Source organism: Streptomyces wuyuanensis (genome assembly GCF_900103455.1).
In the GTDB taxonomy this organism is placed as follows: domain Bacteria; phylum Actinomycetota; class Actinomycetes; order Streptomycetales; family Streptomycetaceae; genus Streptomyces; species Streptomyces wuyuanensis.
The window spans coordinates 1-19,136 of record NZ_FNHI01000039.1 but is presented as its reverse complement, the minus strand read 5'-3'; the positions used below and the strand labels follow the sequence as shown (position 1 = coordinate 19,136).

The 19,136-nt window shown below is 66.9% G+C and carries 16 protein-coding genes; 5 read left to right on the top strand and 11 right to left on the bottom strand.

What is annotated here, in order from left to right:
• Window positions 1-81 precede the first annotated feature (81 nt).
• Window positions 82-369 (bottom strand): 30S ribosomal protein S15, encoded by a 288-nt coding sequence (rpsO, locus tag BLT82_RS35450; RefSeq protein ID WP_059415298.1) that lies wholly within the window; start codon window positions 367-369, stop codon window positions 82-84.
• 221 nt (window positions 370-590) lie between these two features.
• Window positions 591-2,090 carry a type VII secretion integral membrane protein EccD gene (eccD, locus tag BLT82_RS35445; RefSeq protein WP_093662461.1) on the bottom strand — a complete coding sequence of 500 codons (1,500 nt, stop codon included), beginning with the start codon at window positions 2,088-2,090 and terminating at the stop codon, window positions 591-593.
• Window positions 2,091-2,314: 224 nt separating this feature from the next.
• On the opposite strand from eccD, the gene eccCa reads away from it, so the two are divergent.
• The 5 genes from eccCa (at window position 2,315) to BLT82_RS36975 (ending at window position 9,981) form a co-directional block, all read left to right on the top strand.
• On the top strand, window positions 2,315-6,298 hold the full coding sequence (eccCa, locus tag BLT82_RS35440) for a type VII secretion protein EccCa (RefSeq protein ID WP_093662439.1): 3,984 nt from the start codon (window positions 2,315-2,317) through the stop codon (window positions 6,296-6,298).
• A complete protein-coding gene (locus tag BLT82_RS35435) occupies window positions 6,295-6,828 on the top strand; it encodes a hypothetical protein (RefSeq protein ID WP_093662437.1) in 534 nt (177 codons plus the stop codon). The genes eccCa and BLT82_RS35435 overlap by 4 nt, the downstream gene beginning before the upstream one ends.
• Window positions 6,829-6,899: 71 nt before the next feature.
• Window positions 6,900-7,346, top strand: coding sequence for a hypothetical protein (locus tag BLT82_RS35430; protein ID WP_093662435.1), 447 nt, complete (start codon window positions 6,900-6,902; stop codon window positions 7,344-7,346).
• Window positions 7,346-9,433 (top strand): rhodanese-like domain-containing protein, encoded by a 2,088-nt coding sequence (locus BLT82_RS35425; RefSeq protein WP_093662433.1) that lies wholly within the window; start codon window positions 7,346-7,348, stop codon window positions 9,431-9,433. The genes BLT82_RS35430 and BLT82_RS35425 overlap by 1 nt, the downstream gene beginning before the upstream one ends.
• Window positions 9,430-9,981: a hypothetical protein gene (locus tag BLT82_RS36975; protein ID WP_143041595.1), complete on the top strand. Its 552-nt coding sequence runs from the start codon at window positions 9,430-9,432 to the stop codon at window positions 9,979-9,981. The genes BLT82_RS35425 and BLT82_RS36975 overlap by 4 nt, the downstream gene beginning before the upstream one ends.
• A gap of 334 nt (window positions 9,982-10,315) precedes the next feature.
• Here the strand turns inward: BLT82_RS36975 and BLT82_RS35415 are convergent, their stop codons facing one another.
• From BLT82_RS35415 to BLT82_RS35375, 9 genes are all read right to left on the bottom strand, one after another.
• Complete coding sequence (locus BLT82_RS35415) at window positions 10,316-10,807, bottom strand: hypothetical protein (RefSeq protein WP_244529931.1); 492 nt, start codon at window positions 10,805-10,807, stop codon at window positions 10,316-10,318.
• Window positions 10,808-11,181: 374 nt separating this feature from the next.
• On the bottom strand, window positions 11,182-11,484 hold the full coding sequence (locus tag BLT82_RS35410; protein ID WP_093662429.1) for a WXG100 family type VII secretion target: 303 nt from the start codon (window positions 11,482-11,484) through the stop codon (window positions 11,182-11,184).
• 66 nt (window positions 11,485-11,550) lie between these two features.
• Window positions 11,551-11,904, bottom strand: a complete 354-nt coding sequence (locus tag BLT82_RS35405) for a WXG100 family type VII secretion target (protein ID WP_093662427.1) — start codon at window positions 11,902-11,904, stop codon at window positions 11,551-11,553.
• A gap of 119 nt (window positions 11,905-12,023) precedes the next feature.
• Window positions 12,024-13,268 carry a S8 family serine peptidase gene (locus BLT82_RS35400; RefSeq protein WP_093662425.1) on the bottom strand — a complete coding sequence of 415 codons (1,245 nt, stop codon included), beginning with the start codon at window positions 13,266-13,268 and terminating at the stop codon, window positions 12,024-12,026.
• Window positions 13,269-13,412: 144 nt separating this feature from the next.
• Entirely contained in the window at window positions 13,413-14,666 is a 1,254-nt protein-coding gene (locus BLT82_RS35395) for a S8 family serine peptidase (protein WP_093662423.1), read from the bottom strand.
• 25 nt (window positions 14,667-14,691) lie between these two features.
• Entirely contained in the window at window positions 14,692-16,446 is a 1,755-nt protein-coding gene (locus BLT82_RS36970) for a hypothetical protein (RefSeq protein WP_143041594.1), read from the bottom strand.
• A 6-nt stretch (window positions 16,447-16,452) separates the two neighbouring features.
• Window positions 16,453-16,920, bottom strand: a complete 468-nt coding sequence (locus tag BLT82_RS35385) for a hypothetical protein (RefSeq protein WP_093662419.1) — start codon at window positions 16,918-16,920, stop codon at window positions 16,453-16,455.
• Window positions 16,921-17,496: 576 nt separating this feature from the next.
• Window positions 17,497-18,747 carry a S8 family serine peptidase gene (locus tag BLT82_RS35380; RefSeq protein ID WP_093662417.1) on the bottom strand — a complete coding sequence of 417 codons (1,251 nt, stop codon included), beginning with the start codon at window positions 18,745-18,747 and terminating at the stop codon, window positions 17,497-17,499.
• Window positions 18,748-18,806: 59 nt separating this feature from the next.
• Window positions 18,807-19,136, bottom strand: a 330-nt coding sequence (locus BLT82_RS35375; protein WP_093662415.1) for a transposase, incomplete at its 5' end; no start/stop codon positions are given.

Here is a 19,136-nt window from a genome sequence, read left to right as displayed (position 1 = left end):
CTACAAAGCGTCCGTGACACTCCGCACGTACAGCAAAGGGAGCGGTCCCCTGGAAGTGGGAACCGCTCCCTTCACCACGTCTTACTTGGCGCCCGCAGCACCGCGGCGGATGCCGAGCCGGTCGACCAGCGTACGGAAGCGCTGGATGTCCTTCTTGGCCAGGTACTGCAGCAGCCGGCGGCGCTGACCGACCAGGATCAGCAGACCACGGCGGGAGTGGTGGTCGTGCTTGTGGGTCTTGAGGTGCTCGGTCAGGTCCGAGATGCGGCGGGAGAGCAGCGCGACCTGGACCTCGGGGGAGCCGGTGTCGCCCTCCTTGGTGCCGAACTCGGACATGATCTGCTTCTTCGTGGCGGCGTCGAGAGACACTCGGTACTCCTCATGGTGTTCTATGCGCCTGCGAGTGCCCCTGGTCTTGGTCTCAGGGGAGCTTCCGTGACTCGGAGGCGAAGGCACGATGGGCGCTGCTCCCAGATGCTCCGGGTGCGCGTACACAAACGGCCGTCACACAGAGTACCAGCTCCCCGGGCCCCGGCCGGGCGTCCGCCCCGCGGGGCCCCGGTCGCGGGCCCGCGACGGGGCCGGGCCGATCAGGAGGTCAGCGCCCGGATGGAGTGGTAGACGTCGAAGACCGCCAGGCACAGCGGTACGAGCGTGAGCAGCACGAATGTCTCCGCGATCTCCAGGAAGCGGCCCCAGAAGGGGGTGACGCCCTTGCGCGGGACTATCAGCCCGATGGCGACGATCACCGCGCCGACGCCGGCGACCGCGGCGGACAGCCACACCGTGCGGATGTCGAGGCCCGTGCCGTCACCCTTCAGGGCGGCCACGACGAGCTCCGTGGGCGGGTTCAGGGCCAGCCCGAGCCCCAGCAGCACCAGCGAGCCGAGGCCGGCCGCAAGGGCGCAGCCGACCTGCGCCGTGTAGCGGAAGAGGTGGGCGCGCATCAGCATGGCGACGCCGGTGGCGAGGGCGAGCAGCTGGCCCCAGACGCCGCCGGAGAACCCGAGCACGGCGGCCGACCCGACGGCCAGCAGGGCGCAGCCGCCGACGAGGCCGACGAGCAGCTCGTGGCCGCGCCGGGCCTGGGCAGCGACGCGCTCGGCGTCGACCGGACCCTGGGGCGCCGGGTCCGCTCCGTACCCCCCGACCGCGGTGCGCGGCGGTTCGAACCCGACGGGGAGGCGGGCGAAGCGGGTGGACAGGCCCGGCAGGAAGGCCAGGGCGCCGACGGCGAGCGGGGAGCACACCGCGGCGGTCTCGGACGGCTCCATCCCGGTCGCGGTCGCGACGAAGGTGACGATCATGCCGATCGCGGCGGCGAAGGCGAACGCGACGAAAGGCCCGTCCCCGCCCGGCGCGACCATCGTCAGGATCACCGAGACCACCAGGACGGCGGCGCAGGCGAGCAGGAACTGCAGGCGGCCGATGCCCTGGCCGGACGCCACCGGCAGCAGCCCGGCGCCGGCGACGGCGGCGTTCGCCATCGATCCGACGCCGAGGGCGACGGCCGACCCGCGGTCCGCGTACACCCGGGCGCGCACACAGGCGAGGGCCAGCAGCAGCACACCGGCGACGGCGGCCAGAACGCCCGGCAGACCGTGCGTGTCGTGGTGCGGGTCGGCCGACCACAGGACGAAGGCGAGCAGCACGAGGAGCACCGAGCCGCCGAAGAGGCCCGCGCCGCGCATCAGGCCGTCGGTCCACAGCGTGCGGTCGCGGGCGACCGCGGACGCGACGGCGTCCGAGACGTCGTCGAAGACCGCCGGGGGCAGCGAATCGGCGAAGGGCCGCAGCGAGAGCAGTTCGCCGTCGAGGATGCGCTGGGAGAGGAGGGACCGCGCGCTGTCGAGCACCGTGCCGTCACGGCGCACCAGGTGGTACCCGACCGGGGCCCCCTCCGCGGGGCTCTGTCCCGACAGCCGCAGGATCTCGGGGTGGAGATCGGCGAGGGGAATGTCCTCGGGCAACGCCACGTCCACGCGCCCGTCGGGCGCGACGACCGTGATCCGGCAGAAGCCGGTGCCGCCGCCGGACGGAGTCGCGGGAGCCGGCTGGCCCGTTCCGGTGGCCGCCGCTGGGGCCGTCATACTCACCTGCTGCATCCCCTCGTGATTCGCATGGACCGTCGGGCCGGAGCTGCGTTCCGAATGACCCTTTTTTTGCGGTAGTTCATGCGTGCGCAAACTCGTCGGGCCACCCTACCGCCCGCCTCCGCACCCCTGCGCAAGTAGGATCCCTCCCCGCGGATGGAACCCGTCGCCACGGGGGCGCCGATAGGAACATTTCCGTCCGGCAAGGGAATTGGTGAGCTGTGAGTCAGATCGTCGTCAAGCGCCCACCACGGGTCCTGCCGTCCGAAGTGCCCGGTGAGCAGGTGCAGCTGCAACCACCGCCCGAGCTGCCGAGAGGGCAGCAGGAGGGCGCGCTCATGCAGTTGCTGCCGATGCTCGGTATGGGCGGTTCCGTCGTCTTCTTCTTCATGACGCCGAACCCGATCATGCGGATCATGGGCATGGTGATGATCGCGTCCACCGTCGCGATGGCGATCGCCATGCTGGTGCGCTACCGGCGGGGCACCCAGGGAGAACTCGCCGGACTGCGGCGGGACTACCTCAAGTACCTGACGCAGACCCGGCGTACGGTGCTCAGGACCGCCCGGTTGCAGCGGGACGCCCAGTACTACCTGCACCCCTCGCCGGAGCAGTTGTGGGCGCTCGTGGCCGAGGGCAGCCGGGTGTGGGAGCGCCGCGTCGCCGACGACGACTTCGGGCAGGTGCGCATCGGGCTCGGCAGCCAGCAGCTGGCGACTCCCCTGGTGGCGCCCGACACGGCGCCCGTGGACGAGTTGGAGCCGCTGACCGCGGGCGCGATGCAGAAGTTCATCACGACCCACAGCACGCTCGACGGCCTGCCGATGGCGGTGTCCCTGCGGGCCTTCTACCACCTGACGGTGAGCGGGGACCCGGAGTCGGTCCGCTCCGCCGCACGGGCCATGGTGGGTTCGCTCGCCTCACTGCACTCCCCCGAGGACCTGGTCGTCGCCATCGCGGCGGACCCCGCGGCCGCGGGCCACTGGGAGTGGGCGAAGTGGCTGCCGCACGTCCAGGCACAGGGCCCGGGCGACGGCGCGGGCAGCCGGCGGCTCATCACCACCGACGCGCGCGATCTGCAGGACATGCTCGCCGGCCGTCTCGAGGGGCGCCCGCGCTTCCAGGGCCCCCAGAACCCGCTGCTCGACCAGCCGCACCTGGTCGTCGTCCTCGACGGCCGGTCCGTGCCCCCGATGTCGGCGCTCGCCGCCGCCGAGGGTCTGCAGGGCGTGACGCTGATCGAGGTCGTCCCCGGCGACCTGACCTCCCCGCGCGGCGGACTGTCCGTGGTCGTACACCCCGACTCCCTCCGACTGGAGTCGGGGCACGGCCTGGTGTACGACGGCACACCGGACCGGCTGAGCATCGAGGCCGCCGAGGCGCTCGCCCGCCAGCTCGCGCCGCTGCGCGTCGCCATCGGCGGGGACGACGACGAACCGCTGCTGGCCAACCTCGAGTTCACCGACTTGCTCAACCTCGGCGACGCCGCTTCCGTCGACGTCAGCCGCAGCTGGCGGCCCCGTTCGCAGTCCGAGCGGCTGCGGGTGCCGATCGGGGTGGGCGAGGACGGCTCGCCGGTCATGCTCGACCTGAAGGAGGCGGCGCAGGAGGGCATGGGCCCGCACGGCCTGTGCGTCGGCGCGACCGGTTCCGGCAAGTCCGAGCTGCTGCGCACCCTGGTGCTCGGCCTCGCCGTGACCCACTCGTCGGAAACCCTCAACTTCGTCCTCGCGGACTTCAAGGGCGGCGCGACCTTCGCCGGTATGTCGCAGATGCCGCACGTGGCCGCCGTGATCACCAACCTGGCGGACGACCTCACTCTGGTCGACCGCATGGGAGACTCCATCCGCGGCGAGCTCAACCGCAGGCAGGAGCTGCTCAGGGACGCGGGCAACTACGCCAACATCCACGACTACGAGAAGGCTCGCGCGGCGGGTGCCGCGCTGCAGCCCATTCCGTCGCTCGTCCTCGTCATCGACGAGTTCAGCGAACTGCTCACCGCCAAGCCCGACTTCATCGAGATGTTCGTCCAGATCGGCCGCATCGGCCGGTCCCTCGGCGTCCATCTGCTGCTGGCCTCGCAGCGGCTGGAGGAGGGCCGGCTGCGCGGCCTGGAGACGTACCTGTCGTACCGGGTCGGTCTGCGGACGTTCTCGGCGGCCGAGTCGCGTGCGGCGATCGGCGTGCCGGACGCGTACCACCTGCCCAACGTCCCGGGCTCCGGCTATCTGAAGTTCGGCACCGACGAGATGGTGCGCTTCAAGGCGGCGTACGTCTCCGGTGTGTACCGGGTGAACGGGCAGCAGGGGATCGCGCCCGGCGGCCCGCTGCCCGTGGACCGCAGGCCCGTGCCGTTCACGGCCGCGCCGGTGCCGGTCCGCTACGTCGAGTCGGCGACGCAGGCGGCGGTGCCCGACGCTCGGAAGCCCGAGGACGACGCGCTCGCCGACTCGGTGCTCGACGTGATCGTGCGGCGGCTCGAGGGCCGCGGTGCGCAGGCGCACCAGGTGTGGCTGCCTCCGCTGGACAACCCGCCCCCGCTGGACGAGCTCCTGCCCGGTCTCTCGCCGGTGGAGGGCCGGGGGCTGACGCAGCCCGGCTTCGAAGGCGCCGGCAAACTCGTCGTCCCGCTCGGCGTCGTCGACAAGCCGTTCGAGCAGCGTCGTGACGTGCTCTACCGGGACTTCTCCGGTGCGGCGGGCCACATGCAGATCATCGGCGGTCCGCAGTCCGGCAAGTCGACGCTGCTGCGGACGCTCATCGCGGGCTTCGCGCTGACGCACACCCCGCACGAAGTGCAGTTCTACGGCCTCGACTTCGGCGGCGGCGGTCTGTCGTCGGTGGCCGGACTGCCGCACGTGGGCGGTGTCGCCTCGCGTCTCGACCCGGAGAAGGTCCGGCGGACGGTGGCCGAGGTGTACGGCATCATGACGCGCCGCGAGGAGTACTTCCGCAACGCGGGCGTCGACTCCATCGCCACCTATCGCAGGCTCCGGGCGCGGGGCGACATCTCCGTGGCGGAGCAGCCGTGGGGCGACGTGTTCCTGGTCATCGACGGCTGGGGCAATTTCCGCACGGACTACGAGGGGCTGGAGTCGGCGGTCGTCGACATGGCGGTGCGCGGGCTGGGCTACGGGATCCACGTGATCCTCACGGCGTCCCGTTCGATGGATGTCCGCTCCAACATCAAGGACCAGCTCGGGAACCGCCTGGAGCTCCGTCTGGGCGACGCCATGGACTCCGAGGTGGACCGCAAGATCGCCATGAACGTGCCGCCGGGCGTGCCCGGCCGCGGTCTGGTGCCCGAGAAACTGCACTTTATGGCGTCGGTGCCGCGTATCGACGGCATTCACTCCGACAGCGATCTGTCCGAGGCGACCACCGCGATGGTGCAGGAGGTCGGCCGCCACTGGGCCGGCGCCTCCGCCCCGAAGGTGCGTCTGCTCCCGCGCGAGCTCCCCGGCCACCAGCTCCCCGCAGGATTCGCCGACCCCCGGCGCGGTGTGTCGTTCGCGATCGACGAGAACAACCTGGAGCCGGTGTTCGCCGACTTCGGCCGCGACCCGTTCTTCCTGGTGTTCGGTGAGAGCGAGTCCGGCAAGTCGAACCTGCTGCGGCTGCTCATCAAGCAGCTGACGGAACGGTACGACGGCGACGCCGCCAAGTTCTTCGTGATCGACAACCGGCGCGCCCTGCTCGACGTCACCCCCGCCACGCACTTGGCCGAATACGTGCCGATGTCCAACAACATGGACCACCACGTCGACGCCCTGGCGGACCTGATGCAGCGCCGTGCACCGTCCGCCGAGGTCACGGCACAGCAGCTGCGCGACCGCAGCTGGTGGCAGGGCCCTGACGTCTTCGTGGTCGTCGACGACTACGACCTCGTGTCCACGTCGAGCGGCAACCCGCTGGCCAAGCTCACCGAGCAGCTGCCCTTCGCGCGCGACGTCGGCGTCCGCTTCATCATCGCGCGCAACTCGGCAGGAGCGAGCCGCGCGGCGTACGAGCCTTTCCTGCAAAGGATGATGGAACTCGGCGCCCAGGGCCTGCTGCTCTCCGGCGACCCGACGGAGGGCGAGGTGCTCGGTGCCCGTATGCGGCCCATGCCTCCGGGACGCGGCATCTTCGTGTCGCGGCAGCGGGGGAAGCCGCTGGTGCAGACGGGGTGGCTGGGGGATCCGCACGGGGAGGGGCAGGGGTGACCGCCATGGCGGTCTTCATAGGCCTGTTCGCGCTCGCCTGCTTCACGTTGGCGGTGGTGAACCCGCGCAGGACGTGGGCGCGGCCCAGAGGCCCGGAGGCACGCGAACCATCGGCCGCGGTGGTCATCACACTCCGGGTGGCACTGCTGGGGATGGCGGTCCCGTCGGCGTGGTCGGCCGCCGACGGGTTCCGCCTGGCGACACTCGCCTCGGGTCCGGATCACGACGACATCGTGGAGCGGATGGAGACCGCGGCTGAGGAATTGGCGTCGGGTGAGCCGCGGAAGAAATACCCGTCGGGTGACGGCGCCTGGGCCGAGTACATCGTCGACGAAATCCGGCGTCCCGGGGAGGACGTGGTGCTGCGGTTGACGTCGGCATCGGCGAACACGGAACGCTATGAAGCGGACGGGATCTGCCTGACGGTTGTCGCGTCGGTGGCTCCGGGCGAGGCCGAGCCGGAGTACGCGCATATCGACGACCGGCACTACAACCTGGAAGCGGACGTCAAGGACCGCCCTTGCCCATAACCTGAGCACATTTGTAGGTGGATACGGATTGCAAACATCCATAAGTTCGCACGGGGGAAAGGAACCACGGTATGGCGTGGGATGAGTGGGAGCAGTTGAAGGCCGAGGCTGGGGAGCGTTCCACGCAGATGCAACTCAATCAGCTGCCGGCGGAACCAGGCGGGGGCGGAGAGAAGGGCGGGGACCTCAAGGTCAGCCAGAAGGACCTTGCGGCGGTGGGCGACAGCGCGTTCAAGCTCTTCGAGGACTTGGGGCGTTTCGGCCGTGATGCGTGGTCCAGCAGCCAGACCGCAGCCAAGGACCTCACGACACAGGGGTTCACTCTCGGCGGTGGCCTCCACCACGTGCAGAAGCGGTGGGAGGAGCAACTGCAGTCCCTTTTGGACGCCTGCGCCCATATATCGAATCACATGGACTTCACCAAGAACGCCCATGCCGGCGACGAGTACTACATCACCACCACCGTCAGCAGCATCGCCACGCTCGACAAGGGCTTCGACGAGAGGACTCAGCGCTGATGGATCTGGAGACTCTCCGCCAAGGCAACTTCGCTCTGCTGGGTGAGGCCATCAACGACTGGTCCGACGTGGTCAAGAACCTCAAGACGATGGAGACGACCGCTCGGGATGACCTGAAGGCGAAGGCGGACAAGGCCAACTGGGCGGGTGTGAACGCCACCGTCTCCCGTGAGTTCATCACGAAAACCGCCGGTGAGTTCGCTGACGCCCACACCCAGGCCACCACCATCCACAACATCCTCAAGGACACCCGCGACGAACTGGTCAGCTACAAGCAGCAGTTGGACCAGGCCCTGGAGCGAGGGCGCAAGAAGAACCTCACCGTCACGTCCACCGGCGACGGGGGCTTCACGGTGACGATGATCATTCATCCGGACCGGGCGGCCAAGGGCCACGGAGTGCCGGACCACTCGCCTCAGGATGCCGAGCACCTGCGGGATGACATCCAGCGCATCCTGAACAGGGCGACCGAGAGCGACACGACCGCCGCCCAGGTCCTCGAGGCCATCGCAGACCAGGCCGAGGTCGGCTTCTCCGGTGCCGCATACGGCGACCGCGACTCCGCGCTGGATGCGGTGCGGAAGGCCGAGGAGGCCGCCAAGCTCCTCAAGGAGAAGGGCGACGAGATGTCGCCCGAGGAGTTCCAGAAGCTGAACGGGCTGCTTGCCTCTTACAAGAACGACCCGCTCTTCCAGGAGAAGTTCGCGACGCAGGTGGGCCCGAAGGGCATGCTGGAGTTCTGGGCGGACCTGTCCAGCCCTGACAACCCGAACGAGCTGACCCGGACGCAGCTCAACCAGCTCGGCGAGTTCCAGAAGAACCTCGGCGTCGTCCTGGGCGGCGCCACCCAGTCGGACAGCCCCGCCATGCGGCAGTGGGAGAACGACATGGTGCGGCTCTCCGGCGAGCGCTACAAGACGCGCGGCGCGGAGATCTGGGGCTACCAGATCATGAGCAACCTCATGCGCACGGGTGACTACGACGACCAGTTCCTCAACAAGTACGGCAATTCACTGGTCGCCACCGAGGAGAAGATGAAGCTGCCGGGCAACTACTGGCAGGGAATGGGCCAGATGATGCCCAAGATGAACTTCATCGGCGACGCCGAGTTCGGCCGCGACCCGATGACGGGCTTCATGACGGCGCTCGCCAACAGCCCGGACGCTGCGACGGAGTTCTTCAACACGAAGGATCCGCAGGACAACGCGCAGTGGGTGCTGAAGGACCGCCCGTCGTTCGACGACTCGCCGTTGAAGGACGGGCCGAACGAGGCCTTGGACGCGACGGGCAAGGCCATGTACGCGGCGGTGTCCGGGGTCACAGACCCGACGGCCCCCGACGTACAGTTCGAGGAGCACACTCCGGAGCAACGGGAGGCCATGAAGCGGTCCCTGGCAATTATGGCTAGCGCAGGCAACGACTTCCCTCCGGAGATGCGCGACAGCATGGCGTACGCGGTGGGCAATCACGGCGACTTGGTGCACAAGGCCATGAGCAGCCCACTCGTCAAACAAGAATTCGACGCCGGCCAGCTCATGGAGGTCAGCAAGCAGATCTCCAGGAACAAAGACGCCTACAGCATCCTCACGGAGGCAATGCATCAGCCGATCGTTGCCGATATTCTTACCGAGAAGGCTCACCCCGAAGACAGCCTCGACCGAGCCGGTCGCACGCTCGGCTTCCTTGAGGAAGCCCGCTACCAGGCAACCAACACGGACAAGGGTGAAAGTCTCGCCGACGCCTCGTGGGACAAGGCATGGAGATACCACATTGTGGGTGGCATCGTCGGCCCGTGGGCCCCGCCCCTGGACGCCGTTCAGCGCGGCGTGGACCTCGTCACGGCGAAGATGCTTGAGGATGAGCAGAACAGAATCAACGCCGAGGCCACCGCCGATCACACCTTGACTTACGAAAAGCGGAGAACGGAACTCCAGTCACTCGCGGACCTCTGGTACCAGGAGAACAAAGACTGGGCGGAGGATCCCGCACACGAGGGTTACTCCAAGAGCCACGGCACTTACAAGCAGATCGAGGAAGCCGCGAACGACGGCAACAAGAAGGCCGAGGGGGTCGCTGGTATCCAATGACGAGGAAAGTACTGTCGGGAGCAACCACATCCGTCATCATCGCTTGCTTCGCCCTGTCCCTGGCCGCCTGCGGCGGCGGACAGGACTACACCGTTCCCCAAGAGGCGTGCGGGATCCCGCTCAGCGAGGAGAAACTCAAGCCTTTCCTCTTCGACGGTGAAAGACTCGAGATCACGCGTGGTTCTCTGATTGAGACCGGCTCGAGCAGTCAAGGCGCATGCGAGATCCGAGTGGACGGAAAGATGGTGGCCCACCTCCGGGTAGACAAGGTCGACAAGCTCTACGACCCGATGGACCCGTCGGAGGAGTTCCGGTTCACCAACAGGCAGAAGATGAGCAATCTGCCGTTCGACGGGGTGGGAGCCCTGGGCGACAGCAGGGCAATGGTCAGCACGGGCTGCTCCGGGCCCAAGGCGGCCTACCTCATCGCATACGTCACCGTCGACGGCCAGACCGGTGGGGACGTCACCGAACGCCGCAAGAACATCGAAGCCCTCACCCTCGACCTCGTACCGAAGGTCAAGAAGGAACTCGGCTGCACGGCCTGACACCCCACGCCCACGGCCTGCTCCTCTGCGAGACGGCCGTGGGCGTGGCCCTTCGCCAGCCGTTGCGCCGCGTCATACCGGTCAGCCGGTCGATGCCGACAAACCGGCATGCTTCCCGACCACTCTCCCCGGTCCATGAGCGGAAGTATCCCTCCCGATCTCGGGCCAGGACCCGACGAAGCCCCTGCGGACCTCGGATCCCTTCGGGATCTCGAACGTCGCCGCACCCCCTTGAGCTGGAGTGTTGCAACGACCACTACGTGAGGGCCGGGGGGCTTCTTCGTCTCTCTTACGTTCCTGGACAGGCGCCTGATCCGATCTGCGACCACCAGTGTCAGAGGCCCTCACAGATCCGGCGAGCTTCGGCCAGCTCCTTCTTCACGTCGTCGTTGAAGGTGAAGGCCTGGGCATGACGGTCCTGAGAGCGGCCTATCGTCTGCGCGAGCGCCTTGTACCGCGCGTCGCCTGCAGCCGCTGCGGCGGACAACGCGCCTGCTGCGCCCCAGTGATTGAGAGCGATGTCGCCTTCTGGGCCTTCGACGTCGTACTTGGACTCGTCGAAGCCGTCGAGGGCGTCACACGCCGCACGTGCATCGGCCGCCGGACCGGAGGCCGTGGGGCCGGTTCCACTCGAACCGTCGCTGAGCGCCCACACGGCGCCCACGCCCCCACCGCCGACAACCAACCCGATCACCAGCGCGACGGCCAGCGAGCGACGGTGTCCCGCCGGGGGACTTGCAGTTGTGGCAGGCGCAATAGAGGTGTCAGGGGACTGCTGGGGCTCCATGGCACTGAATATATAGTGCTGCCGGCTGATGATCCTCATGCCAAGTCGGGTACTCGCACCCGGCTTCTGTGCCGGAGCCTGAACAAGGCCCGCGGAGCGGGCAGGCCTGAATCAGGCACGCCATGGCCGACACCCGGACGTTCACAGGTTCTCAGGGGCCACCAGCCCGGTCCCTCCATGCTGGGGCCGGTCTGTTCGGTGCTCACCGACTGGACAAGGGCCACTCGGTATGGGGAGCTCAACCTGCGAAGGACCGGCCCGGCGTAGGCGTTCTCTGCGCAAAGTCTCCTGAACCACGCTGAGCTGCAGTGATCACACGGTACGGCGAAAAGGACAAAGATCAGGGGTGGGCACCCCTCGCGCGTGCCCACCCCTGCTCAGCATCCCGAATCGTCGGCTCGCAGCCGGACGGATCAGGCGAAGTAGCTGGCGGCCTTCTTGTCGCCACCCATGTAATCGCCGCCCGCGTTCGCCACGACCTTGCCGATCTGCATGAGTGCGCGGTGGATGTCCGCAGCTTCCTTGTCCCACTTGACCTGCTCCTGGACGTAGGCGTTGTGAGCCTCGCCCTCCCAGCCCGCGGCAACGGTGGCCATGGCCGTCTTGATCTCCCGCAGGTCTTCCTCGAGCTTCTTGGCCTGGTTGCCGAGCGTGGTCGCGGCCAGGTCAAGGCCGTCGTACTTGACGACGAGCTCGTCTCCCGAGTTCATGCCCATGATTCCCTCATCTCACCTGTAGTTGTGACTCGGCCTCTTCAGCCGAGATCGAGTGCGCCCAGCGTCCTAGAGGCCGGCGAGGCCCGACTTGGGGGCGGCGCTCGTGCCGACACCGAGGTCGACGTTGATGGCCTGCACGGCGGCGCGGACGTCGTCTTCCGTGCCGTCCTTGATCTTCCTCGAGGTGCTCATCGCCTCGAGGAACTTCGCCAGGATGTTGCCGAGACGCACCATCGAGGTGTTGATCTCCTGCTGCTTCGTGTTGAAGGCACCGGCACCGATGCCCTTCCACTGGCCCTCGAGGCTGTCGATCGTGCCCTGGATCTGCTGCAACTGGCCCTTGATCGAGTTGAACTTCTCGAAAAGCTGCTTCTCGAGCTGAATGACTTGCTGGTCTGAAAGCCGCTGGCCCTGTGACACGGTTGCGTTTCCCTTCTGGACTACTGTTGTGACTGGTTGCGTTGTGCCTCACCAGGCAGTGGCGAGGTGGAGCTCAACGCGTGGTGGGGTATGGACGGCTATGTGGCCCAGCCGTTCGGTCAGGTGGTACGACGCTTGCGGATGACGGCGAAGGCGCCTGCTGCGATCGCCACGACAACTACGGCTCCGCCGAGGACGAGACCCGTCCGGTTGCCGCCGTCGGCGGTCTTGCTGGACCCTGCGACAACGGCGTCCGGCTTTGCCCCGTCCTTGGGAGCCTCGGACGCGGCTGGCGCCGATGGGGCGGATGAGCCGGCGTGGGCGCCTCCGGTCTTCTCGTTGGTCAGGGGACTGAGGTCCGGAGCGCCGGGCTTACCGAGGCCCCGGGAGATGTGGGCGTTGGGGCGCACGACTCCGTGGCCGAGGTACTGGCTCTTGGAGTTGTCCTTCCATTCCTCGCCGCGGCCTGCGCTCTCGAACATGACGCGAAGGACCTGGTTGGCCGTCCAGTCCGGGTGGGCGGACCAGATCAACGCGGCAGAGGCGGAAGCGATCGCCGCAGCCTGACTGGTGCCCTCACCGCCGTCGCAGTATCGAGTAAACGTGGAATCGCACCAGTAGGGAATGTCAGTGCCGGGCGCCGCAAGGTCGACAATCTCGCTGTGGTGTGAGTAGTCACCAACACGACCATCACGATCGATGGCACCAACCGCGACCACTTCGTCGTACTTGGCAGGGTAGCTGGGCTTGTTGCCCTTCTTGGCCGAATTGCCTGCAGCAGCAAATATCAGCTTGCCCTTGCTCTGAGCATATTTGATCGCCTCACGTTCTCGTTCGGACATGAAATCATTGCCGATCGAAACGCTGATGATCTGTGCATCACTGTCGGCAGCAGCCCTCATGGCCACCACCTCATCCCATTCATTCACCTTGACGTCTTTCGGGAACGCCTTGGTGGCGACTCGCATGGGAACGATCTTTGCTCCAGGCGCCAGGCCGCGAATGCCGCCGCCTTCCCCCGTGCCGGCGATCAGCTCAGCCATGGTCGTGCCATGCCCCTCGTAGTCGTCTGTGGCTTCACCTGGTGCCCCCGTGGCGTCAAGTCCCTTCAGTACCTGACCTTGCAGGGAGGGCGTGGCCGAGTTCACACCCGAGTCGATGACAGCAATCTTGATGCCCTCGCCATTGACCTTCTTCCACATCTCATCGGCGCGCATGGCGTCCAGATACCACTGCTTCGACTGTGCATCCGCTGCCTCGGCGATCGGTGCTGAAGCGAGGGGCCACCCAACGATCAGAGCCAAGGTGCACGCGAGGCTCCGCCATCCAAGCCTTCCCGATGCGTGGCTCGATCCTGCCGTCATCCCGACTTCCGAACCTTCCTTTGACATGGTTGCGTTGCGACTATCTGAACTGCGCTTATGACTGGTTGCGTTGTATTTCACCAGGCTTTGGCGCGGTGGGGGTCAACGTGCAGTCTCAACGGGCACTTGAAGCACGGCCATTCGTCAGGCGTTGCGACGTTTGCGGGTGACGGAAATGGCCACGCCCGCGAGGACGACCACGACTACGGCTCCGCCGAGAACGAGGCCGAGCCGGTCGTCGTCCTCGGTCTTCGTGCTCGAGCCTGCCGCCACAGCGTCGGAGACAGGCTTGTCCTTCGGCGCCTCTGACGAAGACGGCGAGGACGGCGCGGCCGATCCTGCGGGCGCGCCACCGCTCGTCCTCTTGTTGGTCAACGGGCTGAGATTGGGGTCGCCCGGTTTGCCGAGGCCGCGGTTGATGTGCGCGTTGGGGCGAACGATCCCATGGCCGAGGTAGTTGCTGAGAGTGCCGTCCTTGGAGCCGTCGGGCCGAGCTGCACTCTCGAACATGACCCGGAGGACCTGGTTTGCGGTCCAGTCGGGATGGGCGGACCAGATCAGGGCGGCGGAGGCGGAGGCGAGGGCGGTGGCGGAACTGGTGCCGTCACCGTCGCAGTATCGCGTGAAGGTGGTGTCGCACCAGCCCGGGATGTCGCTGCCGGGGGCAGCGATGTCGACGAAGTCGCCATGCTGGGAATAGTCGGCTACCCGGCCATCCCTGTCCGTTGCGGCGACGCCGACGACTTCTGGGTAGTTGGCGGGATATTGCGGCTTATTGCCCTTCTCGGCTTTGTTTCCAACGCCCGCGAAGAACAACTTGCCTTTACTTTCGACATACTTGACCGCATCGATTTCTTGCTGAGTCATGAAATCGCTGGCGAAGGACATGCTGATGATCCGGGCATCGCTGTCTGCCGCGAATCGAATGGCTTCCTCCGCGTCATGGGCGTTCACCGATTCCTTGTTCTGCAGCTCGGTGTCGGAGATCCGCAGGGAGAGGATCTTCGCCCCAGGGGCGAGACCCTTCAGGCCACCCCCCTTGCCTGTACCGGCGATCAGTTCGGCCATGGTCGTGCCATGGCCGGAGTAGTCGTCCGTGGCGTCGCCTTTGGCGTCGGACGCATCCAGCCCATTCAACACCTTGCCCTTCAAGGAAGGTGTCGAAGAGTTCACTCCTGTGTCGATGACAGCAACGGTAATGCCCTCCCCCGTTGTCTTCTTCCAGATCTCCTCGGCGTGCATGGCATCCAGGTACCACTGCTTGGAGCGTATGTCCGCCGCTGCGGCGACCGGGGCCGTGCCGACCAAGCCGGCGGCACACGCTCCAGTCAACACCACCGTGAATGCGATAGCCCGCCGTGAGGTGCGACTCCACATCCGGCTCGTTCCTGCTGTCATCCCGACTTCCGAACCTTCCCTGCGCCTAGTCGATCACTGGCGGTGCAGCACCGCGTCGCTGTGTTTTCCACGTCTGCTCGTCCTCTGTCAGGTAGTCAGGACGCGCAGATCCGTCGCGTTCCTGGTCCTGGTCACCGGACTGCCGCTGACCGGCCCTGGCTCCGGGCACAGCCCCCGAAGCGGGCCGTCCACCTTGGGCCCCGTTGCGTGGCATACCGACGACGCCATTGACGGTCGGCGTGCCCTTTCCGACTGCCCGATGCGCGGCACTGCCTGTGCCTGCTCCGATGACACCGGACTGGCTGGGCCTCGCGGCAGAGCCACGTCCCTGGGCGGAAGTATCGGCACCGATGACGGTGCCCCTCGGCATACGCGAGCCAGCGTTGCCGGAGACTGGGCGCTGAGGGGTTCCTCCGATGACGCCGTTCGAGTGGCCGGCACGTCCGCCTGACGACGGTGCCTGGCCCGCGCGGCCGACTGCGGATTGGCCTGCAACACCCGGCCGGCCGACAACCGGGCCCTGCCCGGATGCACCCACGGCACCCGCTCGCCCTGCGGCACCGCCCGTTCCCATAGGGCCCGAAGGACGACCGGCCATGCCCTGCGTGCCTGACGCTGTGGGGCTCCCTACAGCGCCCGTGCGGCCGACAGCTCCTGCGCGTCCCATAGCCGGGGCACTGCTGCCGGTTGTGCCGGGACGGCCAACCGCGTTCGCGCCCGGACCGCCAACGGCCCGTGGCACGCCCGACGTGCCCGTGGCTCGCGGCGCCCCCTTGACGGGGGTACCGAACCCGGTCGGCACAGGCGGGAGCGGGCCTCCTTGGTTGCTCGGGCTAGCTGTGGCAGGTAGGGGTGGCGTTCCGCCAGGGGTCACGGTCGGGGCGGGGGGAGTCGCGACGCTGTCGATCTCCATCGCGGGGTTCCGGTCCGTCACCGGTGGAGCTGTGCCAAGGGATTCAGGTTGTGATAGGCCGCTCGTGCCGTTCGTACTTCCTCGGGCAGCGCTCGGCTGACTCATGTCGCCGATCGAGCCACCACCAGACCCAGTACCGGTAGAAGGATCCTCTCGAATCGCACCGGTCGGCCGCGGCACGTCCGCCTTCAACGCCTTCGGAAACGTCGGCGGCTCCTGCGCGGCCAGCGACTCCTCCGACACCGCGTAGAAGGACGCCAGGCGGTTCATCTGGTTGATGGCTTCCTGGCGGTTCTTCTCGACCTTGACGGCCTCCATGTACTCCGGGTTGCTCTCCTTGTTCGGAGTCAGCGCGAAGTCTTCGGTCGTCTTCGCCACCAGACGGTTGTCGCGTTCCCGCGGCATGGAGTTGCGGACCGAGGTCAGGCCCGTGCTCGCGACCGTCATCTGCGTGCCGGCGGCGTTGGCGAATGTCGCCAGCGCATAGGCGTGCTTGGCGAGGGCGCCCCCGAAACGCTGGAACTCGGTTGCGGCCTCACCCTTCCACTCGACCCTGTTGACGTAGTCCGCGAGTTCCTTCGCGGCCTTGTTGAGGGCGTTCTTCGCCTTGACGAGAGCCTCGCCCGCACTTTCCAGATCTGCGGGATTGGAGTTCGCGACGAGGTCGAGCATCTCGTTGAGCTGCCTGGACTCGAAGTCCGTCCTGCCGAAGAACCCGCCCGGGCCGCTCCCGCCGCCGAAGCCGATGTCGCTCATCATCGTCGCGAAACGCTCGAGGGCGTCCGTCGCGCCGAACTGCGTCCGGATCTGCGTGGCATCCTCGGCCTGCTGCTGCTCAGGGGTCAGCGGCTTCTTGTTCTCACTCACCAGCGATCACCCCAGGTCCCCGTCACCGGACTGCTTGCTCTCGTCACGCGGCTGCTCGTGCTGAGCCGCTCGCCGCTCTTGCGCCTGCTGCTCCTGGAGCACTCGCGTCTGAATCGAGTGGAAGCGGGACCTCAGGTCCTCCTCCAGGTTGTCGAATCCGATCTCCGCACCCCGCACGGCGATGCTCAGCATCTCGATCTGCTCGCCAAGAGACTTGGAGAGCTTGACGATTTCCGTGTGGACCCGGTTGTACTGCGCGTAGAGACCGTCCGCCTCGAGGAAGCCCGAACCTGGAGCGCTGAAAGAGCTGCGGGGCACCGTCTGGTTGGCCAGCTTCGACTTGCCGGCTTCGCCCTCCTCGAGATCCGCGAGCAGCGCGTTCACACGTTCCTGGAAACGCTTCAGCGCGCCGACGCCGCGCTCAAGGTCGCTCGAGCCCTTCGCGCCGCCCCCGCCACCGTCCGCTGGCAGCATTACGACCGATCCTCCCCGTTTACAGTCATCACAAGAAATTCACACACTGCGATCGTGGATCGTGGTGACTCATCATTGACTCATACACAGAGGCCACTCTAGTCACTGCCTCTGACAGGCCCAAGTGTCTTGTCTGTCACCCGACTTCCCCCACGCCCCGACCATCGTCAGCGCTCAACGGACCCTATGCGGTTGCAACGACCTGCGCATCCGTACGGATACTCAGACCACGAACGCGTCCGATCCCCCGCCGGGGGCTCACCCTCCCGCCCCCGGTTCCAGTCCTCGCCCTCCGTCGTGCGTCCCGTACCGGCACCGGTGCTCCGCCACTGGACCTCCAGGCCGTCGACGGTGCCCTGGATCTGCTGCCATGGGCCCCTGATCCCGCTGAGCTTCAGAGCTTCCTCTTGAGCTGAACGACTTGCTGGGCTGAAGGCCGCTCTGGCCCTGTGACACGGTGGCGTTTCCTTCTCAACTACTGCCGGCGGCTGACGGGTTGTGCATCACAGGACTGCGGTGAGGTGGAGCTCGACGCGCGGTGAAGTTCTGCACGTGAGTTGCGGCCCGGGCATCGGGTCAGGTGGTACGACGCTTGCGGATGACGGCGAAGGCGCCGGCTGCGATCACCACGGCCACGGTCACACCTGTCCCCATGATGAGTCCCAACTGACCGCCATCATCGTCACTCTTGCTCGAGCTTGTCACACTGGCGCCCGACTCCGACCCGCCCTTGGGGGCTTGTGACGAGGCTGGTGCAGAAGGTGCGGACGAGGAGTCACCACCAGCAGGGCCACCGACCTTCGTGTTGGTGAGCGGGCTGATGTCCGGGGCGCCGGGCTTGCCCACGCCGCGGTTGATGTGGGCACCGGGACGGACGATGCCGTGGCCGAGGTAGTTGCTCACCGTGCCCGCCTTCCAGTCCTCGCCACGTCCGGCAGACTCGAACATGACGCGGAGGACCTGGTTCGCCGTCCAGTCGGGGTGAGCGGACCAGATGAGGGCGGCTGAGGCGGAGGCGATGGCGGAGGCAGCACTCGTGCCGCCCTTGGGACAATAGTCACTCAGTTTTTCGTTGCAGTACCCCGGAATGTCACTTCCGGGTGCTGCGAGATCTACGAAATCACCATGCGTCGAGTAACCGGCCACCTCGCCGTTCCGGTCAGTCGCGCCTACCGCAATTGCTTCCGGGTAGGCGGCTGGATAGCTCGGCTTGTTGTTACCGGCTCCCAGGTTCCCTGAGGACGAGAACAGCAACTTGCCCTTCGTTTGGGCGTACTTCACTGCCTCCCGAACTGCGGAGGTGTAGTACTCGCTACCGAACGACATGTTGATGATCCGGGCCTCGCTGTCGGCCGCAGCCCGGATCGCCTCCTCCTCGTCGAAAGCGTTCACCTTTTCATTGTTCTGCAGCTCTGTGTTGCTGACCCGGTAGGGAATCACCTTGGCACCGGGGGCCAGCCCTTGGAGACCACCGCCTGCTCCCGTTCCGACGATGAGTTCAGCCATCGACGTTCCGTGACCTGAGTAGTCGTCGGTCTCGTCGCCCTTGGCCTCGGCAACGTCCTTGCCTTTGAGCACCTGGCCCCTGAGCGAGGGAGTGGAAGGGTCGACTCCCGTGTCGATGACAGCCACGGTGATGCCCTTGCCCGTCGAGGTCTTCCAGATCTCCTCGGCGTTCATGGCTTCCAGATACCACTGCCTCGACTGCGCATCGGCCGCGAGGGCCGTCGGAGCAGTGCCGACGAATCCGGCCGTCAGCGCCACTGCCGCCGCCACGGCGCCGAAGCCCCGCCGAACATTCCCGGCCCTGATCATTCCTGCCGTCATTCTGACTTCCGAGCCTTCCAGTGGTTACTGAGGTTGAACTCGTGATGTCGCTGGGTTGCTCAGGTGGGTTTGATGGTCAGGCCGGTCTCGGCGAGGCAGCCGTCTATGAGGTCGCTGCGGTACTGGATGTGGCGTAGGCCGCGTCGGATGCGCTGGATGAGGTGTTCGGGGGTGCTGAAGACGACGTTGGAGAGCCAGCCGCGTCGCAGGAGGGACCAGATGCCTTCGACGGGGTTGAGGTCGGGTGCGTAGGGCGGCAGGTAGTAGATGGTCAGCCAGTCCCGGGCTGCGGCGAACTCCCGCAGGTCGGCGGCTTTGTGGACGTTGAGGTTGTCCCAGATGAGCACGATCGGGCCGCCGAGTTGCTGGTGTGCGGCGATCAGCAGGTC